Source organism: Rhodococcus erythropolis NBRC 15567 (genome assembly GCF_001552595.1).
Classification (GTDB): Bacteria; Actinomycetota; Actinomycetes; order Mycobacteriales; family Mycobacteriaceae; genus Rhodococcus_F; species Rhodococcus_F erythropolis.
Genome location: NZ_BCRM01000035.1, coordinates 25,861 through 42,352 on the forward strand (window position 1 = coordinate 25,861; position 16,492 = coordinate 42,352).

The 16,492-nt window shown below is 62.5% G+C and carries 16 protein-coding genes; 10 read left to right on the forward strand and 6 right to left on the reverse strand.

Going from position 1 to position 16,492, the window contains the following annotated elements; all coding sequences use genetic code 11:
* Positions 1-60: 60 nt before the first annotated feature.
* Positions 61-1,278, forward strand: a complete 1,218-nt coding sequence (gene arcA, locus RE4_RS27840; protein ID WP_019744713.1) for an arginine deiminase — start codon at positions 61-63, stop codon at positions 1,276-1,278.
* A 10-nt stretch (positions 1,279-1,288) separates the two neighbouring features.
* Here the strand turns inward: arcA and arsC are convergent, their stop codons facing one another.
* Positions 1,289-1,642 carry an arsenate reductase (glutaredoxin) gene (arsC, locus tag RE4_RS27845; RefSeq protein ID WP_020970331.1) on the reverse strand — a complete coding sequence of 118 codons (354 nt, stop codon included), beginning with the start codon at positions 1,640-1,642 and terminating at the stop codon, positions 1,289-1,291.
* Positions 1,643-1,736: 94 nt separating this feature from the next.
* On the opposite strand from arsC, the gene RE4_RS27850 reads away from it, so the two are divergent.
* The 4 genes from RE4_RS27850 to RE4_RS27865 all read left to right on the forward strand — a co-directional run bounded on the left by RE4_RS27850 (position 1,737) and on the right by RE4_RS27865 (position 5,004).
* Positions 1,737-2,420, forward strand: a complete 684-nt coding sequence (locus RE4_RS27850) for an SDR family oxidoreductase (RefSeq protein ID WP_020970330.1) — start codon at positions 1,737-1,739, stop codon at positions 2,418-2,420.
* Positions 2,421-2,445: 25 nt separating this feature from the next.
* Positions 2,446-2,805 (forward strand): GntR family transcriptional regulator, encoded by a 360-nt coding sequence (locus RE4_RS27855; RefSeq protein ID WP_020970329.1) that lies wholly within the window; start codon positions 2,446-2,448, stop codon positions 2,803-2,805.
* Positions 2,806-2,853: 48 nt separating this feature from the next.
* Positions 2,854-3,285 carry a DoxX family protein gene (locus tag RE4_RS27860; protein ID WP_020908616.1) on the forward strand — a complete coding sequence of 144 codons (432 nt, stop codon included), beginning with the start codon at positions 2,854-2,856 and terminating at the stop codon, positions 3,283-3,285.
* A gap of 84 nt (positions 3,286-3,369) precedes the next feature.
* Complete coding sequence (locus RE4_RS27865) at positions 3,370-5,004, forward strand: BCCT family transporter (RefSeq protein WP_019744709.1); 1,635 nt, start codon at positions 3,370-3,372, stop codon at positions 5,002-5,004.
* A 54-nt stretch (positions 5,005-5,058) separates the two neighbouring features.
* On the opposite strand, the gene RE4_RS27870 is transcribed toward RE4_RS27865, so the two are convergent.
* Positions 5,059-6,618 (reverse strand): dolichyl-phosphate-mannose--protein mannosyltransferase, encoded by a 1,560-nt coding sequence (locus tag RE4_RS27870; RefSeq protein ID WP_024487795.1) that lies wholly within the window; start codon positions 6,616-6,618, stop codon positions 5,059-5,061.
* 23 nt (positions 6,619-6,641) lie between these two features.
* Between RE4_RS27870 and rsmI the strand changes: the two genes are divergently transcribed.
* On the forward strand, positions 6,642-7,472 hold the full coding sequence (gene rsmI / locus RE4_RS27875; protein WP_021332320.1) for a 16S rRNA (cytidine(1402)-2'-O)-methyltransferase: 831 nt from the start codon (positions 6,642-6,644) through the stop codon (positions 7,470-7,472).
* Here rsmI and RE4_RS27880 read toward each other — a convergent pair.
* Both RE4_RS27880 and metG read right to left on the reverse strand, forming a co-directional pair.
* On the reverse strand, positions 7,469-8,716 hold the full coding sequence (locus RE4_RS27880) for a DUF2786 domain-containing protein (RefSeq protein WP_223257847.1): 1,248 nt from the start codon (positions 8,714-8,716) through the stop codon (positions 7,469-7,471). The two genes, rsmI and RE4_RS27880, sit on opposite strands and share 4 nt — an antisense overlap.
* Positions 8,717-8,797: 81 nt before the next feature.
* Positions 8,798-10,396: a methionine--tRNA ligase gene (metG, locus tag RE4_RS27885; protein ID WP_060939741.1), complete on the reverse strand. Its 1,599-nt coding sequence runs from the start codon at positions 10,394-10,396 to the stop codon at positions 8,798-8,800.
* A 21-nt stretch (positions 10,397-10,417) separates the two neighbouring features.
* On the opposite strand from metG, the gene RE4_RS27890 reads away from it, so the two are divergent.
* Positions 10,418-11,245, forward strand: a complete 828-nt coding sequence (locus RE4_RS27890; RefSeq protein WP_060939742.1) for a TatD family hydrolase — start codon at positions 10,418-10,420, stop codon at positions 11,243-11,245.
* Between the two features lie 77 nt (positions 11,246-11,322).
* Complete coding sequence (locus tag RE4_RS27895; RefSeq protein ID WP_060939743.1) at positions 11,323-11,712, forward strand: DUF6578 domain-containing protein; 390 nt, start codon at positions 11,323-11,325, stop codon at positions 11,710-11,712.
* A 36-nt stretch (positions 11,713-11,748) separates the two neighbouring features.
* On the opposite strand, the gene RE4_RS27900 is transcribed toward RE4_RS27895, so the two are convergent.
* On the reverse strand, positions 11,749-12,516 hold the full coding sequence (locus tag RE4_RS27900) for an amino acid ABC transporter ATP-binding protein (RefSeq protein WP_019744702.1): 768 nt from the start codon (positions 12,514-12,516) through the stop codon (positions 11,749-11,751).
* Entirely contained in the window at positions 12,513-13,961 is a 1,449-nt protein-coding gene (locus RE4_RS27905; protein ID WP_020908609.1) for an amino acid ABC transporter substrate-binding protein/permease, read from the reverse strand. Before RE4_RS27905 ends, RE4_RS27900 begins: the two co-directional genes overlap by 4 nt.
* A 236-nt stretch (positions 13,962-14,197) precedes the next feature.
* Between RE4_RS27905 and RE4_RS27910 the strand changes: the two genes are divergently transcribed.
* The gene (locus RE4_RS27910; protein WP_019744700.1) at positions 14,198-15,322 is read left to right on the forward strand and encodes a resuscitation-promoting factor; all 1,125 of its coding nucleotides are present in this window, start codon (positions 14,198-14,200) and stop codon (positions 15,320-15,322) included.
* A 33-nt stretch (positions 15,323-15,355) separates the two neighbouring features.
* Positions 15,356-16,483, forward strand: coding sequence for a resuscitation-promoting factor (locus RE4_RS27915; RefSeq protein ID WP_020908607.1), 1,128 nt, complete (start codon positions 15,356-15,358; stop codon positions 16,481-16,483).
* Positions 16,484-16,492 lie beyond the last annotated feature (9 nt).

Below are 16,492 nucleotides of genomic sequence, written 5' to 3' on the forward strand. Positions count from 1 at the left end.
GGGAAGATATGGCAGCTGCTCATCCCTGCTGGGTGGGGCCTACGGGATTAGTGTTCACTCATGAACGCTTCTGGCTCCGTCCCCCTCGGTGTCGATTCCGAGGTGGGCCGATTGCGATCGGTCATTCTTCATCGTCCGGGCGACGAGTTGAAACGATTGACTCCGCGCAACAACGACGAGCTGCTGTTCGACGCGTTGCCGTGGGTGGACCGCGCGCAGGAAGAACACGATCAGTTTGCGACCGTCCTTCGTGAGCGCGGCGTCGAGGTACTGCTTTTGTCCGATCTCCTCACCGAGGCGCTCGAGGTCAGTGGCGCAGCGAGGATCCAGGGAATCGCGGCCGCCGTCGACGCACGCAAGATCGGCCACGCGCTCGGACAACACCTGGCTGCGTACCTGCGAAAGGTAGAACCGAAGGAGCTGTCGTCGATCCTTACTGCCGGAATGACGTTCGACGAGCTGCCGATCGACGCCGGCTCGACCTCGTTGGTGCGCAGGATGCATCACGGCGGTGACTTCGTGATCGACCCGCTGCCCAACTTGCTCTTCACCCGCGATTCGTCGTTCTGGGTCGGGCCACGGGTCATCATCACGTCCTTGGCGTTGTCAGCGCGAGCTCGCGAATCCTCGATCACGGATCTGGTCTACGCGCATCACCCTCGATTCAAGGGAGTGCGCCGCGCGTACGAGTCGCACACGGCTCCTGTCGAGGGAGGTGACGTGCTGCTTCTCGCGCCTGGGGTGATCGCGATCGGTGTCGGTGAACGTACGTCACCCGCCGGCGCAGAAGCATTGGCGCGTAGCGTGTTCGACGATGGTCTCGCCCACACGGTGTTGGTTGTTCCGATCGAGCAACGCCGAGCGTCGATGCATCTCGACACGGTCTGCACCATGGTCGAGGCCGACGCGGTCGTCATGTATCCGGCCATTCAGGACACATTGGCAGCGTTCACCCTTCGCAAGGAAGACGACGGGGTGAGTATTCGCGGTGCGACGCCGTTCCTCGAAGCGGCAGCCGACGCCATGGGAATCGGAAAACTTCGAGTGATCGACACCGGACTCGACACGGTCACTGCCGAGCGTGAGCAATGGGACGACGGCAACAACACGTTGGCCGTCGAACCGGGCGTCGTCGTCGCTTACGAGCGCAACGTCGAAACGAATGCCAGGCTGGAGGCCTCGGGTATCGAGGTTTTGCGAATCGCGGGTTCCGAACTGGGCTCCGGTCGCGGTGGACCTCGCTGCATGTCCTGCCCGATCGCCCGCGATCCGCTGTGAGCGGTAGACGTCAGAGAATCTCTTCCACCTTGGCTGCCGGACGCGCGAGCACCGTGCCCTTGTCAGTGACGACGAATGGGCGTTCGATCAGAATTGGGTGCTCGATCATCGCGTCGAGGATCTCGGATTCGGAAGCGTCGGCGAGTCCGAGGTCCTTGTACTGCGTTTCGCGCTTGCGAACCGCTTGACTGGGCTCGAGGCCGGCGTCGGCGATGAGTTTTTCCAGCTCGGATCGGGTAGGCGGAGTATCGAGGTACTTGACGATGGTGGGTTCGATGCCGGCTTCCCGGATGAGCCCGAGAACGGTCCGCGAGGTGTTGCACCGTTGATTGTGGAAGATGGTTGCAGATGCCATGTTCGTCATTCTGCCTCTGCGTCCGAACTCGTGGGACAAACAGGGGAACAACGGGCCGCTCCGGAGTGCTGCACTTGAAGTACCGACGTGTGAGGAGAAAACGATGACGGAACATCGAAGTGTGGACGAACGACGCGTGGTCATTGCCGGTGGGCACGGCAAGATCGCGCAGCACCTGACGTACCTGCTGGCAGGGCATGGTGATCGGCCGGTAGCGCTGATCCGCAACTCCGCGCACGAGGGTGCGGTCCGCACACTCGGCGCGTTCCCCGTGGTGATCGATCTGGAATCCTCCACGGTCGAGGAAGTTGCGAAGGTACTCGACGGTGCCGACGTCGCGGTCTTCGCCGCGGGCGCCGGACCTGGTAGCTCGATCGAGCGCAAGGACTCCGTCGACCGAGCTGCGGCGGTGCTGTTGGCCGATGCCGCCGAGAAAGCGGGAGTACGTCGGTTCATACAGATCAGCGCCATGGGTGCCGGTGACGAAATACCGGAGAACACCGACGAGGTTTTTGCCGCCTACCTGCGGGCGAAGACGGCAGCGGAGGAAGACCTGAAGACAAGGTCTTCGCTCGATTGGACGATTCTTCGGCCAGGACTTCTGACGGACGACGACCCGACCGGTGAAGTATTGCTTGCGCAGCCGCCCGTCGATCGAGGCTCTGTGCCTCGAGCCGATGTCGCCGCGGTCGTCGAAGCGCTCATCGATGCGCCGTCCAGCGTCGGCAAGACATTGGTTCTGACCTCCGGCCCGCATACGATCCGCGAGGCGATCGAGGGCCTGTGACCGAGAAGATACGACGAGGGTGACGATGAAGATCGCAATCGAACACGATTCCTCCACAGCTCCGTACGACCAACTGCGGCAACAGATTATCGAGCAGGTTCACGGCGGCGGATTGATCGCGGGAACCAAGATCCCGACGGTGCGAGCGTTGGCCTCGGAGCTGGGATTGGCGGCCAACACCGTCGCGAAGGCTTATCGCGCGCTCAGCGATCAGGGCGTCATCGAAACGAGGGGAAAGCAAGGGACATTCATCGCTTCGGGGACCGATCCGGTGCAGGCGCAGGCCGAGCAGGCGGCGACCGCGTTTGCGCATAGGGTCCGCTCGCTCGGGTACTCCGACAGTGAGATCGTCGCCATGGTGGAGTCGGCATTGAGAGGTGCGTGACACAATGTTTAAGTTGACGCTTCAACTTAAAGCTGTCAGTCTTGGCTCATGAATTCGTCGATTGCTCGTGACCTCGGACTCCTCATCGCCCGTGTCGGCCTCGGGATCATCTTCATCGCCCACGGTTGGCAGAAGTTCTTCACCTACAAGATCGCCGGAACGCAGGCCGCGTTCGAAGGGATGGGCGCCCCGCTCCCCAAGATTTCTGCGGTTGTGGCTGCATCCATCGAACTCGGCGGCGGAATCCTGCTCATCGCGGGTCTGTTGACCCCGCTCGTCGGCGCGCTGCTGTTCCTCGACATGGTTGGCGCGTTCTTCATCGTGCACGCGGACAAGGGTGTCTTCATCGACAACGGTGGCTACGAACTCGTCGTCGCACTCGGTGTCGGATCGCTCTTGATCGCTGTGATCGGCGCAGGACGCATCAGTATCGACGGATTGATCGGCAAGGGCAACGGTTGGGTTAAAACCCCAGCTTGATCGGGGTGAGAAGGCGGGTTCAACGGACGTTGAGCCCGCCTTCCGGCTTGCTTTTGGCCCATAAAGTGACGAACGTAGTCATCTATGGTGACGAAATCTGATCGATCCGAACAAGATTCCGGGGCCAACGAAGAGCGCCCGGAGACGGGCTTTACTCGAGTAGGCGTTCGGACCGACTACGTGGTGTTTTCCGTGGCGGCTGCCGCGGTGCTGGCTATTGTCGTGTGGGGCCTCGTAGCTCCCGACAACCTCGATTCGGTAACCGGAAGTGTTCTCGGCTGGTTGGTGACGAACATCGGCTGGCTCTTCGTACTCGCAGCTTCGGCTTTCGTGCTGTTTTCCATCTACCTCGCGGTCAGTCGATTCGGCGACATTCCGCTGGGCAAGGACGGTGAGAAGCCCGAGTTCCGAACCGTCAGCTGGATCGCGATGATGTTCAGCGCCGGCATGGGGATCGGCCTGATGTTCTTCGGTGTCGCGGAACCGCTTGCGCACTACGTGACTCCGCCTCCCGGCACCGACGGTGGCGTCGGAACTGCCATGGCCACCACCATGTTTCACTGGGGTCTTCATCCTTGGGCGATGTATGCCGTTGTGGGCCTTGCCATTGCATACGGGTCGTATCGCCGAGGACGCAAGCAACTGTTCAGTTCGGCCTTCATTCCGTTGCTCGGTCGCAAGGCCGAAGGGCCGATCGGCAAGGTCATCGACATCCTGGCGATCTTTGCCACACTTTTTGGTACCGCAGCATCTTTGGGGCTCGGCGCACTTCAGATCGGCTCCGGTTTCGAGGTAGTCGGCTGGATGGAAGAAGCCGGCGTTTTCCTGCTCGTGGCCATCGTTGCGGTGCTGACCCTGGCATTCGTCGCTTCGGCAGTTTCCGGTGTGGCCAAGGGAATTCAGTGGCTCTCCAACATCAACATGGTGCTCGCGCTGATCTTGGCCCTGTTCGTGTTCGTTCTCGGGCCGACCGTGCTGATTCTCAATCTGCTCCCGACGACCATTGGCGCATACGTTTCCGACCTCGCCCAGATGTCCGCCCGCACGGGTGCATCATCGAATCCTGAAACGGGCGCGTGGCTTTCGTCGTGGACGATCTTCTACTGGGCATGGTGGGTGTCTTGGACGCCGTTCGTCGGCATGTTCCTGGCACGCATCAGCCGCGGCCGCACGATCCGCCAGTTCATCGTCGGCGTCATCGCCGTTCCCACGACTGTCAGCTTGCTCTGGTTCGCGATCTTCGGCGGCGCGGGCATCGGCGAGGAACGTGACGGAATCGGCTTGTCCGGCCGAGGCTCGGAAGAGGCTCAACTGTTCGGCATGCTCGACAATCTGCCGTTGGCCGGAGTGACGACTGTCCTCGTCATGCTGCTCGTGGCAGTGTTCTTCGTTTCCGGCGCAGACGCTGCGTCGATGGTGATGGGGACGCTCTCGCAGCGCGGAACGCTCGAACCGAGTCGCTGGGTCGTGGTCTTCTGGGGCATGTTGACCGGTGGCGTCGCGGCGCTTCTGCTGTGGACCGGTGGCTCTGAAGCGCTCGACGGCTTGCAGACCATGACGATCATCGCTGCGGCGCCGTTCGTGCTGGTCATGATCGGACTGTGCTTCTCGCTGTACAAGGATCTTTCGCACGACCCGATCATCATTGCGGCGAAGGAGCAGAAACGTGCTCTCCTACGCCCGAGGCGGGGACGTCGCGTCGGTAAGCCGACAGAGTAATCGTGAAACGAAGGAGGCACCGAACCAGGTTCGATGCCTCCTTCGTCTGTCCCACTATTTCCAGCTAGGCAGCCACAGATGGTTCTGCCACGATTCCGGCGTGATCGGCATGGCGGTGAGTATCGGCCAGAGGTAGACGAAGTTGGCCACGACCAGACCGATGTACAGACTGACCGCAAGAAGTCCGGTGGTACGACGCTCGACGGACGCGCTCGCCTTGCCCAGAACATCGCCGAGGACCAGCGCAAATCCCATGACCATGAACGGGGCGAGTGCAACTGCGTAGAAGTAGTACATCTGGCGGTCGAGCGTCGCGAACCACGGAAGGTAAGCGGCGCCGTAGCCCGTCAGGACCACGGCGTATCGCCAGTCCCTGCGCACGAACGTCTGCCAGATCGCCCACGCCAACATCGGTAGTGCCAGCCACCACATCGCCGGTGTGCCGATCAGCATCACGGCCTTGACGCAGCTGGCGGCCCCGCAACCGGTGACCTGCTCGCCGTCGGCGTAGTAGTAGAGCATCGGTCGTAGCCCCATCGGCCACGTCCACGGTTTCGACTCCCACGGGTGGTGGTTTCCGGCGGAGTTGGTCAGACCGGCATGGAACTGGAGAACGTTTCCGCTGTAGTACCAGAGTGAACGCAGTGCGGAGGGAATGAAGCTCCACGTGCCGCCCTCACCGATCTCGTTACCGACGGCATGGCGGTCCACGCCGGTCTCGCTGGTGAACCAGGCCCAGTAGCTCGCGAGGTACACACCGAGCGGAATGACCACCAGCGCATACAGAGCTGGACCGATGTCGCGAACTGCGGTGCCGACCCACGGGCGCTGCACGCGGTATGCGCGGCGCGCTGACAGGTCGAAGGCAACACTGAGCAATCCGAAGAACAGAATGAAGTACATGCCGGACCACTTGGTTCCGCATGCCAGACCGAGCAGGATGCCGGCGCCGAACCTCCACCACCGGAAACCCAGCCGTGGACCCCAGGCGGAATCGCCGATTCGACCTTCCTCGTACACCTTCGCCATTCGTTCGCGGACTTGATCGCGATCGACCACCAGACATCCGAGGGCGGCGAGGACGAAGAAGGCCAGGAAGATGTCAAGCATCCCCAGGCGTGAGGAGACGAAGGTGACGCCGTCCACGATGAGCAGGATTCCGGCAATCGCCCCGATCAGCGTGGACCGCGTCATGCGGCGGACGATCCGGATGATCAGCAGGACCATCAGCGTCCCGACCAGGGCTGACGAGAATCGCCACCCCCAACCGTTGTAACCGAAGAGTGCTTCGCCGATCGCGATCATCTGCTTACCGATCGGCGGGTGCACCACCAATCCGTAACCGGGATTGTCCTCGATGCCACCGCCGGTCAGAACTTGCCAGCCCTGCGGAACGTAGTGCTTCTCGTCGAATACAGGTGTGCCGGCGTCGGTCGGGTAGGCGAGCATCGTGAAGCGGGTGATCGCCGCGATGGCGGTGATGAAAGCGGTGACGATCCAGCCGCGCAATCTGTCGGTCGGGCCGAAATCAGGATCCGGTACCAGCGGGCCGGGACTACGCACTACCCGATCGCTCGTGGCGGGCGTTGGCCGCTCGTCCGTCTGCACAGTCACCTGGCAATCGTAGGCTGTCAGGTATGACTGGTCGTTTGGTACTCGCCGCAACACCCATGGGAGATGTCGGTGACGCGTCCCCGCGTCTTCGGTCTGCTCTCGCAACCGCCGACGTCGTCGCTGCGGAGGACACACGACGCACCAAGTCTCTGGCGTCCGCGCTCGAGGTCACCATCACGGGGAAGATCGTCAGTTTCTACGACCAGGTCGAGATTTCGCGGCTGCCCGCGTTGGTCGCCGACGTGGCCGAAGGCAAGACCGTCCTGCTGGTCACCGATGCAGGCATGCCGTCGGTCAGTGACCCCGGATATCGCCTCGTTGCCGCCTGCGTAGCCGAGAACCTCGCCGTCACGTGTCTCCCGGGCCCGTCGGCGGTCACGACGGCGCTGGCACTCTCGGGTTTGCCGGTGGAGCGGTTCTGCTTCGACGGATTCCCGCCGCGAAAGCAGGGGCAGCGCAAGACCTGGCTTTCGGCCCTGGCAACCGAGCAGCGAGCGTGTGTGTTCTTCGAAGCACCCCATCGCCTTGCCGACTGCCTCGCAGATGCGGTGGAAGTTCTCGGGCCCGATCGCCGCGCCGCCGTGTGCCGGGAATTGACCAAGACCTACGAGGAAGTGAAGCGCGGCACTCTCGGAGAGTTAGCTACTTGGGCGGCCGAGGGCGTTCGCGGAGAGATCACGGTGGTGCTCGAAGGCGCAGTACTGGTGGCATCTGATCCTGCCGATCTGGTCGACGAGGTGGAAAGGCTGGTCGAGGGGGGAGCACGATTGAAGGACGCGTGTGCTCTGGTCGCAACGGCCGGAGTCTCCAAGCGTGAGTTGTACGAGACGGTCCTGGCCGCTCGAAAGGACTAGCGGGAGCGGTTCACGGCGGGTGCGCCGGGACGCAGGTTGGCGTCGTCGGCTGCGGCCTGGCCGGCGTGCCAGCCTTCGGCGTCGACGGACCGTCCGCGAGTTTTGCGGGTTGTCGGGAACAATCGATCGAATTCGGCGTCGACGGCCTCGGAAGTGGTGGCCAGGATCGGCAGAAGATCCGCGACGTCCATCGATGCCGCGTCGGCCGCTTCGGCGGTGGCTTTGGTGCCGGCGTCACGCAGGCGGTGTCCGATGCGGCTGGCGAACCCGGCCAGGAATCCCTTGCGGAACGAGGTGGTGCGTGAGCCGCCACGATTGCTCGAGTCGGCGAATTGCATTGCACGGGTTGCCTGTACGAGCAAGGAAGTGAACAGCATATCGACTTGCTGAAGGTCGACCGGAGTGCCGACGACGGTCGCGAGTGCAATGTCGCTGAACCAGACAGTCCTGACTCGATTCGATTCGCCGATCTCGGTCAGGAGGTGAACCTTTTCCTTCACGTACGGGTTCTCGATGTGAATGCGTCGGGCATTCACGGATGTGTCGGTGACCCCGGCGCGAGAGTGGAGCAGCGCGGAATCGATGGCGTACCGGGTCATCAACTCCTGAGCCTTCGCGGTGAAAATCTCGGCTTCTTCCGCGAAGTTGGTGGCTTCGGCTTTGGCGAGTAATCCACGAATTCGCTTGAGTACCTTGGCGTCGACCTCGGTATCACCGACGCCGGCATAGGTGGTGTCGGTCCGTTGCGACGGCCAGGTGGATGGTGGCGCGAGCAACACCGTCCACTGAGGTAGGCGCATCCACGATCGCGCGACGTCGACGATTTGCGAAACAAGGAAGTAGGGATCCTGGAACAGAAGGCCGGCCGCGAGGGAGCGAAAAACGTCGTCGTCCACGGTGATTCGAGAAGCGATGCGTCGAGACTTCGCATACTGCTCGCCGATCGTCTGCAACTGCCCCACCCATTCGAGCGGTGCGCGATCGGAGGCGCGCGACGCTTTCGCATCGAACAGGATGGTGGTGGCGGCGAGATCGGCGTCGGACGCTTCTTTGCTTCGACGCGCCAGATGAATCAGATCCGCCGGCTGCCATCCGCGGTCGTACGCCGCGGACAGTTCGGAAACGAGATCTCGCACCGCGGAAACGGATTGAGGGCTGACCTCCTGAGTGGACACCCGCGCTCCGTTCCATGGCAGTGTCTGCGCCGAAGCGCTGGTTCGAATGTATGTTCTATTCGTCGTCATGGCTGGAGTGTGCACGTGGGGTCCGACACATCCGCCTGTAACCGGATATCTCGGACCCCACGTGCGGCACTCTCGCTTAGCTCATTCCTCGACGAAGCGGGGGAAAACTGGCGCCGGAGCAGGCAGTTTCCGGTTGGCGTCGATGCGAACCGCGATGTCGGCGAACTGCCGGTTCTCTTCGCTCTGGCCGAGCAGATCGAGGATGCGTGACGCCGCGTCGGGCATCACCGGCTGAACGAGAAGCCCGACGATACGGACCACTTCGAGCGTCACGTACAGAACCGTCGCCATGCGTGCCGGATCGGTCTTACGCAGAACCCACGGTTCCTGCTTGGAGAAGTACCGGTTGGTCTCGCCGAGAACGCCCCAGATGGCTTCCAGTGCGAGATGCAGAGCCTGCACGTCGAACTCGCTGCGGCACTTGGCGAGCAGGGCATCCACCGATGCCAGCATCGCCAGGTCGTCCTCGGTGAACTCGCCGGGGGTGGGTACCTGGGCGTCGCAGTTCTTCGCGACCATCGTCAGCGAACGCTGCGCGAGATTGCCGAGTTCGTTCGAGAGATCAGCATTCATGCGCGTCACGATCGCTTCGTGACTGTAGCTGCCGTCCTGACCGTACGAGATCTCGCGGAGCAAGAAGAAGCGGACCGCGTCGAGGCCGTACTGATCGACCATCGCGATGGGGTCGACGACGTTGCCGACGGACTTCGACATCTTCTCGCCCTTGTTGTACAAGAAGCCGTGGACGAACACCCGCTCCGGCAGTTCGATGCCGGCAGACATGAGGAATGCCGGCCAGTACACGGTGTGGAACCGCGTGATGTCCTTGCCGATGATGTGCAGGCTCGCGGGCCAGAACTTCTTGAACTCCTCCGAATCGACGTTCGGGTATCCGACGCCCGTCAGGTAGTTGGTGAGGGCGTCTACCCAGACGTACATGACGTGGTCCGGGTCGCCCGGCACCTTGACGCCCCAGTCGAACGTGGTGCGCGAGATCGAGATGTCCTTGAGGCCGCCCTTGACGAAGCTGACGATCTCGTTGCGGCGTGTCGTGGGGGCGATGAATTCGGGGTGCTCTTCGTACAGCGCGAGGAGACGCTCCCCGTACGCCGAGAGACGGAAGGTGTAGTTCGACTCCTCGGTCCACTCCACCGGGGTGCCGGTCTCGGTGGACTGACGGGTGCCGTCCTCCAGAAGCGTGGTCTCGGCTTCGGTGTAGAAGGCCTCGTCCCGAACCGAGTACCAACCCGAGTACGTGTCGAGGTAGATGTCGCCCGATGCGGCCATCTTCTCCCAGATCGCCTTGCTGGCGACCTGGTGATCAGCGTCCGTGGTGCGGATGAACCGGTCGTACGAGATGTTCAGGACCTTGTCGAGGTTCTGGAACACGTCGGAGTTTCGAGCCGCGAGTTCGCGTACGTCGATGCCCTCTTTGATCGCTGTCTGCTGCATCTTCAGACCGTGCTCGTCGGTACCGGTCATGAAGAACACTTCATGACCGTCCAAACGCTTGAAGCGGGCGAGCGCGTCCGAGGAGATGTACTCGTACGCGTGGCCGATGTGCGGAGCGCCGTTGGGATACGCGATCGCTGTCGTGATGTAGAACGGCGATCGTTCCGCGCCTTCCGGGGCGGCGGAGTCCGGGCGCGGGGTCTGGGAGGGTGAGGCAGGCACAGTCATGGTGGGCTTACTCTATCGGGCGTGAGCAAAGACCGTCCCGCCCCCGATGCCCCTGAGCCCTTGTCGCCTCTGATCGACGCCCATACGCACCTCGACGCGTGCGGCGCACACGACGCTGCGACCGTGGCCGAAATAGTCGATCGAGCCGAGGCCGTCGGCGTCGGACGGGTCGTCACGGTGGCCGACGACCTCGATGCTGCACGCTTTGCCGTCGACGCTGCGAACTGGGATTCGAGGGTTTACGCAGCCGTCGCAATCCATCCGACCAGGGCGAACGTCCTGGATGCCGACACCAGGGCCGAGATCGAACGGTTGGCGTCCGATCCGCGGGTCGTCGCGGTGGGGGAGACCGGGCTGGATCTCTACTGGCCAGGCAAGCTCGAAGGGTGCGCCACGATCGAGGAGCAGGTCGACGGTTTCCGGTGGCACATCGATCTGGCGAAGCGTCTCGGTAAGACGCTGATGATTCACAATCGCGAAGCCGATCAGGATCTGCTGCGGGTGCTGCAAGAGGAAGGCGCGCCGGAGACAGTGGTCTTCCACTGCTTCTCCTCGGATTCGGAGATGGCGCGGGAGTGCATCGCAGCCGGGTACGTGTTGAGTTTTTCGGGAACCGTGAGTTTCAAGAATGCGAAGGCGCTGCGTGAGGCCGCGCTGTTGGTGCCGTCGGATCAGCTGATCGTCGAGACGGATGCGCCGTTCTTGACGCCGCACCCGTTCCGCGGTGCGCCTAACGAGTCGTACTGCCTGCCGTACACAGTGCGTGCACTCGCAGACATCCGCGGCGAGGATCCGCAGACGCTGGCGGCAGCGTCCACGGCGACAGCGGAGCGCGTCTACAAGATCTGACGCTATTCTGGTTCGACAGGTAACTCCGCGCCCGGGATCGTCGTGTCCCGGTCCGTCTACTGCGCGGGGTATTTCAGATGAATGACTACAACGTGGTCACAGTCCGCATCGAAACGTGGGAATTAGAGTGCTGTGCACCGTTGCCGGTGGTCGGCGAAAAATCTTCGTGGGCTTTGCACCCGATACCTGACTCGCTGTGGTTCGACGGGTCGGTTCATGGAGGAATCTTTCCCGACGACGTGGAACCTACTGCCGGGATCGTTCTCTCGATCCGACTCGAGCGCGGGGAATTTGTCGAACAAGAACCCAGACACTGGGTGTTGGTGCCTGGAAGCACCGATCATGTTCGAGTCGAGAAGGTCCCACCACATTTTCGCGGAATGTCGTCGCTGGTTGCCGGTCGGCGTGGCTGGATGGAGACGGCCGTTGTCGTCGAATTGGCCACCACCCGTGCGCCTTTCCGGTAGTCCCCACTACCAAAAAGGCGCACAGGGGGCTTGCCCCTACAGGACCTTCGCCAGGAAGTCCTGGGTGCGCTGCTGCTGGGGGTTGCCGAACAGGTTCTCCGGCTTGCCTTCTTCGACGATGTATCCATCGGCCATGAAGATGACTCGATCGGAAACCTCACGGGCGAAGCCCATTTCGTGGGTTACGACGACCATGGTCATGCCCTGCTTGGCGAGGTCACGAAGCACCTGCAGAACCTCTCCCACCATCTCCGGGTCGAGAGCGCTGGTGGCCTCGTCGAAGAGCATGATGTCCGGGCTCATCGCCAGTGCGCGGGCAATGGCCACGCGTTGCTTCTGCCCACCGGACAGGCTGGCGGGCTTGGCATCTGCCTTCTCCGCGAGACCGACCTGGCCCAGCAGTTTGACGGCGATCTCGCGAGCCTGATCCTTGGTCGATCGCCCGGTCTGCACCGGGGCGAGCATCACGTTTTCGACGACGCTCATGTGTGGGAACAGGTTGAAGTGCTGGAACACCATCCCGATGTGCTGGCGCACCTTGTCGATGTCGACGTCCTTGTTCGTGAGGTCGAACTGGTCGACGCGCACGGAGCCGGCGGTGATGTCTTCGAGGCGGTTGAGGCAGCGCAGGAAGGTGGACTTACCCGAACCGGAAGGCCCGATGACGCAGACCACTTCACCGCTCTTGATGTCGACGTCGAGGCCTTTGAGGACCTCGTTGTCGCCGAACGACTTCTTCAGTCCCTTGACCGAAATCTTGACCTCGGTGTCGGACTTACCCATGTTGACGGCTGTTTCGGTCACTTGTTGATCCTCTTCTCGAGGCGGTTCGACAGCTTGGTGAGCGCCATGATGATGATGAAGTACATGACGCCGATGATCAGCCACATGTTGAACGACTGGAAGTTGCGCGCGATGATGATGCGCCCTGTCTGAGTGAGCTCGGCGAGTCCGATGACCGACAGGATCGACGTGTCCTTGAGGGTGATGACGAACTGGTTGATGTACGACGGGATCATCGTGCGAATTGCCTGCGGCATGATGACTTTTCGCATCGACTTCATGTAGCTGATGCCCAGGCTTCGTGACGCCTCCATCTGTCCCTTGTCGACGGACAAGATGCCGCCGCGGACGATTTCAGCCATGTACGCGCCGGCGTTGAGCGAGAGCGTGATGATGCCTGCGGTGAAGGCGGACATCTGGAAATGCAGGGCTGCCGGGATGCCGAAGTAGATGAAGAACGCCTGCACCAACAGCGGTGTGCCGCGGAAGATGTCGACGTAGGTCGTGCCTATACCTCGGACGAACATGTTGGTGGACACGCGGCAGAGACCGAAGATCGCACCCAGGACCAGAGCGATCGCGATCGAGACGACCGAGAGAACGATCGTCAACCACAGGCCCTTGAGGAGCTGGGGATAGGTGCTCTTGATCAAGCCGATGATGGAGTTGTCCGACGTCGACGCGCCCTGACCGAGGTAGGTCGAGACGATTTCGTCGTACTGGCCGTCGTCGCGCAGGTTCTGCAGTCCAGCGTTGAACATCTGGAGCAGTTCGGCGTTCTGGCCCTTGTTGACTGCGAAGCCGTAGCTCGCGCCCACCTCTTTTTCGGTGACCGTCTTGAGGCCGTTGCCCTGGGTGATGCCGTAGGCGAGGACGGGGTAGTCGTCGAAGACTGCGACGGAGTTTCCGGTGCGGACCTCGTCGTACATGCTGGCGGAGTCGGCGAAATAGACTGTGGTGAAGCCGTATTGGTCCTTGATGGACTCGGCGAAGCTGGCGCCCTCGGTGCCGTTCTTGACCGCGACGCGCTTGCCCTTCAGATCCTCGTACGACTTCACGTCGTTGTCGGTCTCGAGGACCGCCATCTGCACGCCCGACTCGAAGTACGGGTCGGAGAAGTCGAAAACCTGCTTGCGGGCGTCGGTGATGGACATGCCGGCGATGACGCCGTCCGCCTGCCCGGCTTGCACGGCCTGAAGCGCAGCGTCGAAGCCGAGCTGCTTGATGTCGACCTTGAAACCTTGGTCCTCGGCGATCGCGTTGAGGAGATCGATGTCGATGCCGACGAGTTTGCCGTCTTCGTTCTCGAATTCGAACGGGGCGAATGTCAGATCGGTGGCGATCGTGTAGGTGCGACCGGGTTGCGCGCTCGCGATTCCGGGGGCGAACAGCGCTGCGATCAGCGCCAGCAGGATGGCCAGGATCGGCCACCTGGCATTACGTGGTCTGTCGAATCTTCTTCGCACTATCGCCCAGCTTTCTTCTGTCGCGCCCGGGATCGCCGGACTGCTTTGAACCAGACGAGAACATACTGCGCCCAGAGCTGAATCGATACACGGGTATCGGAGCCGGAAAGTGCAGAACACACGACACGCCGTTGCCGTTCCGTGACAAAAGTCGCATTTCGTTGTGATTTGGTTGCCGATACAACGCTCGGTCGTTACCGTATTGTGATCGAACGTCGTCTGCCTTGGGATTTCCTGTGTCGCCTTTTGCCAAGATCAACTCCACGAAGTCACCACTTCTCTATTCAGTGGTGGGTGCGTTGCTTCTGACGCTCATTGTCGGAGGTGCGCTCGCCGTGGTTCGGCACAAGACGATCACCCTCGACGTCGACGGCGACATGATTTCGCTGTCCACGATGTCGAGCAGCGTCGGTACCGCTCTCGAGGACGCCGGATACCCGGTCGATCCCAAGGACGCGCTCGCTCCCAGCGCCGATTCCTCACTGTCCGACGGCGATACCGTCGTACTGCGACGTGCCCGTGAGTTGGCGCTGACCGTGGACGGTCAGCCGACGACCATCTGGACCACGGCATTGACGGTCGACGAGGCACTGAAGCAGGTAGATGTTTCCGACGACTTCGCAGTCTCGGCTTCGCGCTCGCATCGTCTGCCCCTCGAACGCACCGAGCTCGACGTCGTCAGCCCGAAGACCGTCAGCGTCAGCGACGGTGGTGCTCCGGCGGCCGAGATCAAGCTCGCCGCCGTAACCGTCGGTGATCTTCTCGCGGCCAAGAATGCGCCGCTCGAGCAGGCCGACTCGGTGGTTCCCACCGCTGACACACCCGTTACCAACGGCCTGACCATCCAGGTCACCCGCGACCGCACGGACACTCGCGTCGAGACGCAGCCGATCGCGCCGCCCGAGAACAAGGTCGAAGATCCCGAGCTCGAGAAGGACAAGACCGTCGTCGAAAACCCGGGTGTTGCCGGCGAGCGCACGGCCACCGTCGAGGTCAAGACCGTCAACGGCGTCGAGGCCGGACGAACCGAACTGTCCGCGACCGTGATCAAGGAACCGGTCGCAGCAGTGGTGAAGGTCGGAACCAAGCAGACTTCCGCGCCCGCTGTGTCCAACGCGTCGACGTGGGACTCCATTGCTCAGTGCGAAGCGACCGGAAACTGGGCCATCAACACCGGCAACGGTTTCTACGGAGGACTTCAGTTCACCCAGAGCACCTGGGAAGCATTCGGCGGCGGTCAGTACGCAGCGCGCGCCGACCTCGCATCACGTGAACAGCAGATCGCGATCGGCGAGAAGGTCCGCGCCGGTCAGGGCTGGGGTGCGTGGCCGTCCTGCACCAGCAAATTGGGCCTGCGCTGACGCGCCCACACTCCACACAGAACTCAGGAACCCATGTCACCGTTCGCCAAGATCAACTCGACCAGGTCGCCGTTGTTGTACTCGGCGATCGCCGCTCTTCTCCTGACGGTTCTCGTGGGTGGCGTTCTGGCCGTCGTCCGGCACAAGACCATCACCCTCGACGTCGACGGTGAGCAGATTCACCTGAGCACCATGTCGACCAACGTCGACGGCGCTCTCGAGGACGCGGGTTACCCGATCGGTGACAAGGACGCGGTTGCTCCGGCGGCCGACGCGTCGCTGTCCGACGGCGACACCGTGGTGCTCCGTCGTGCTCGTGAGATCACGCTGACGGTCGACGGTCAGCCGCAGAAGCTCTGGACCACCGCCTTGACCGTCGACGACGCGCTCAAGCAGTTGGATGTCTCAGCGGATGTGCACGTGTCGGCGTCGCGCTCGCAGCGTCTCCCGCTCGACGGCGCCGCGCTCGACGTCTTGACACCGGTCGTCGCAAAACTGGTCGACGGCGCAAATGCGGCGGCCGACGTGCGTATCGCGGCACCGACGGTGGGCGAGTTCCTTACGGCCAACGGCACTCCGCTCGAGCAGTCGGACACGGTGGTTCCCGCCGCCGACGCTCCGCTGACCGAGGGCCTCGAGGTCACGGTGACGCGCAACCGCACCGAGAACAAGGTCGAGACCTTGCCGCTCGATCCGCCGGATCAGCGCATCGAGGATCCGACGATGAACCAGAGTCGCACGATCGTCGAGAATCCGGGCGTTCCCGGCGTGCGTGACGTGACGTTCGCCGTGAATCTCGTCAACGGTGTCGAGGCCGGACGTACACAGGTATCGGAGACGATCACCACACCGGCGCAGCCGAAGGTCGTGCGCGTGGGAACGAAGCCGGGCACCGAGGTGCCGCCCGTGGAGAACGGTTCGACGTGGGACGCGCTCGCGCAGTGCGAGGCCACCGGCAACTGGGCTATCAACACCGGCAACGGTTTCTACGGCGGCGTGCAGTTCGACCAGAACACGTGGGAACGGCAGGGCGGGTTGAAGTATGCGCCTCGCGCCGACCTCGCAACCCGTGAGGAGCAGATCGCGATCGCGACGCAAACGCAGCGCACTCAGGGCTGGGGCGCATGGCCGTCGTGCTCGGGTCGCCTCGGACTGGGATAAGTTCTACTG

What these genes read in the sequence shown, in the direction of transcription:
- RE4_RS27915 (WP_020908607.1), top strand. Translation starts at nt 15,356, where the DNA reads ATGTCACCGTTCGCCAAGATCAACTCGACCAGGTCGCCGTTGTTGTAC.
- RE4_RS27860 (WP_020908616.1), top strand. Translation starts at nt 2,854, where the DNA reads ATGAATTCGTCGATTGCTCGTGACCTCGGACTCCTCATCGCCCGTGTC.
- rsmI (WP_021332320.1), top strand. Translation starts at nt 6,642, where the DNA reads ATGACTGGTCGTTTGGTACTCGCCGCAACACCCATGGGAGATGTCGGT.
- RE4_RS27895 (WP_060939743.1), top strand. Translation starts at nt 11,323, where the DNA reads ATGAATGACTACAACGTGGTCACAGTCCGCATCGAAACGTGGGAATTA.
- RE4_RS27880 (WP_223257847.1), bottom strand. Translation starts at nt 8,716, where the DNA reads ATGACGACGAATAGAACATACATTCGAACCAGCGCTTCGGCGCAGACA.
- RE4_RS27865 (WP_019744709.1), top strand. Translation starts at nt 3,370, where the DNA reads ATGGTGACGAAATCTGATCGATCCGAACAAGATTCCGGGGCCAACGAA.
- arsC (WP_020970331.1), bottom strand. Translation starts at nt 1,642, where the DNA reads ATGACGAACATGGCATCTGCAACCATCTTCCACAATCAACGGTGCAAC.
- RE4_RS27850 (WP_020970330.1), top strand. Translation starts at nt 1,737, where the DNA reads ATGACGGAACATCGAAGTGTGGACGAACGACGCGTGGTCATTGCCGGT.
- arcA (WP_019744713.1), top strand. Translation starts at nt 61, where the DNA reads ATGAACGCTTCTGGCTCCGTCCCCCTCGGTGTCGATTCCGAGGTGGGC.
- RE4_RS27855 (WP_020970329.1), top strand. Translation starts at nt 2,446, where the DNA reads ATGAAGATCGCAATCGAACACGATTCCTCCACAGCTCCGTACGACCAA.
- metG (WP_060939741.1), bottom strand. Translation starts at nt 10,396, where the DNA reads ATGACTGTGCCTGCCTCACCCTCCCAGACCCCGCGCCCGGACTCCGCC.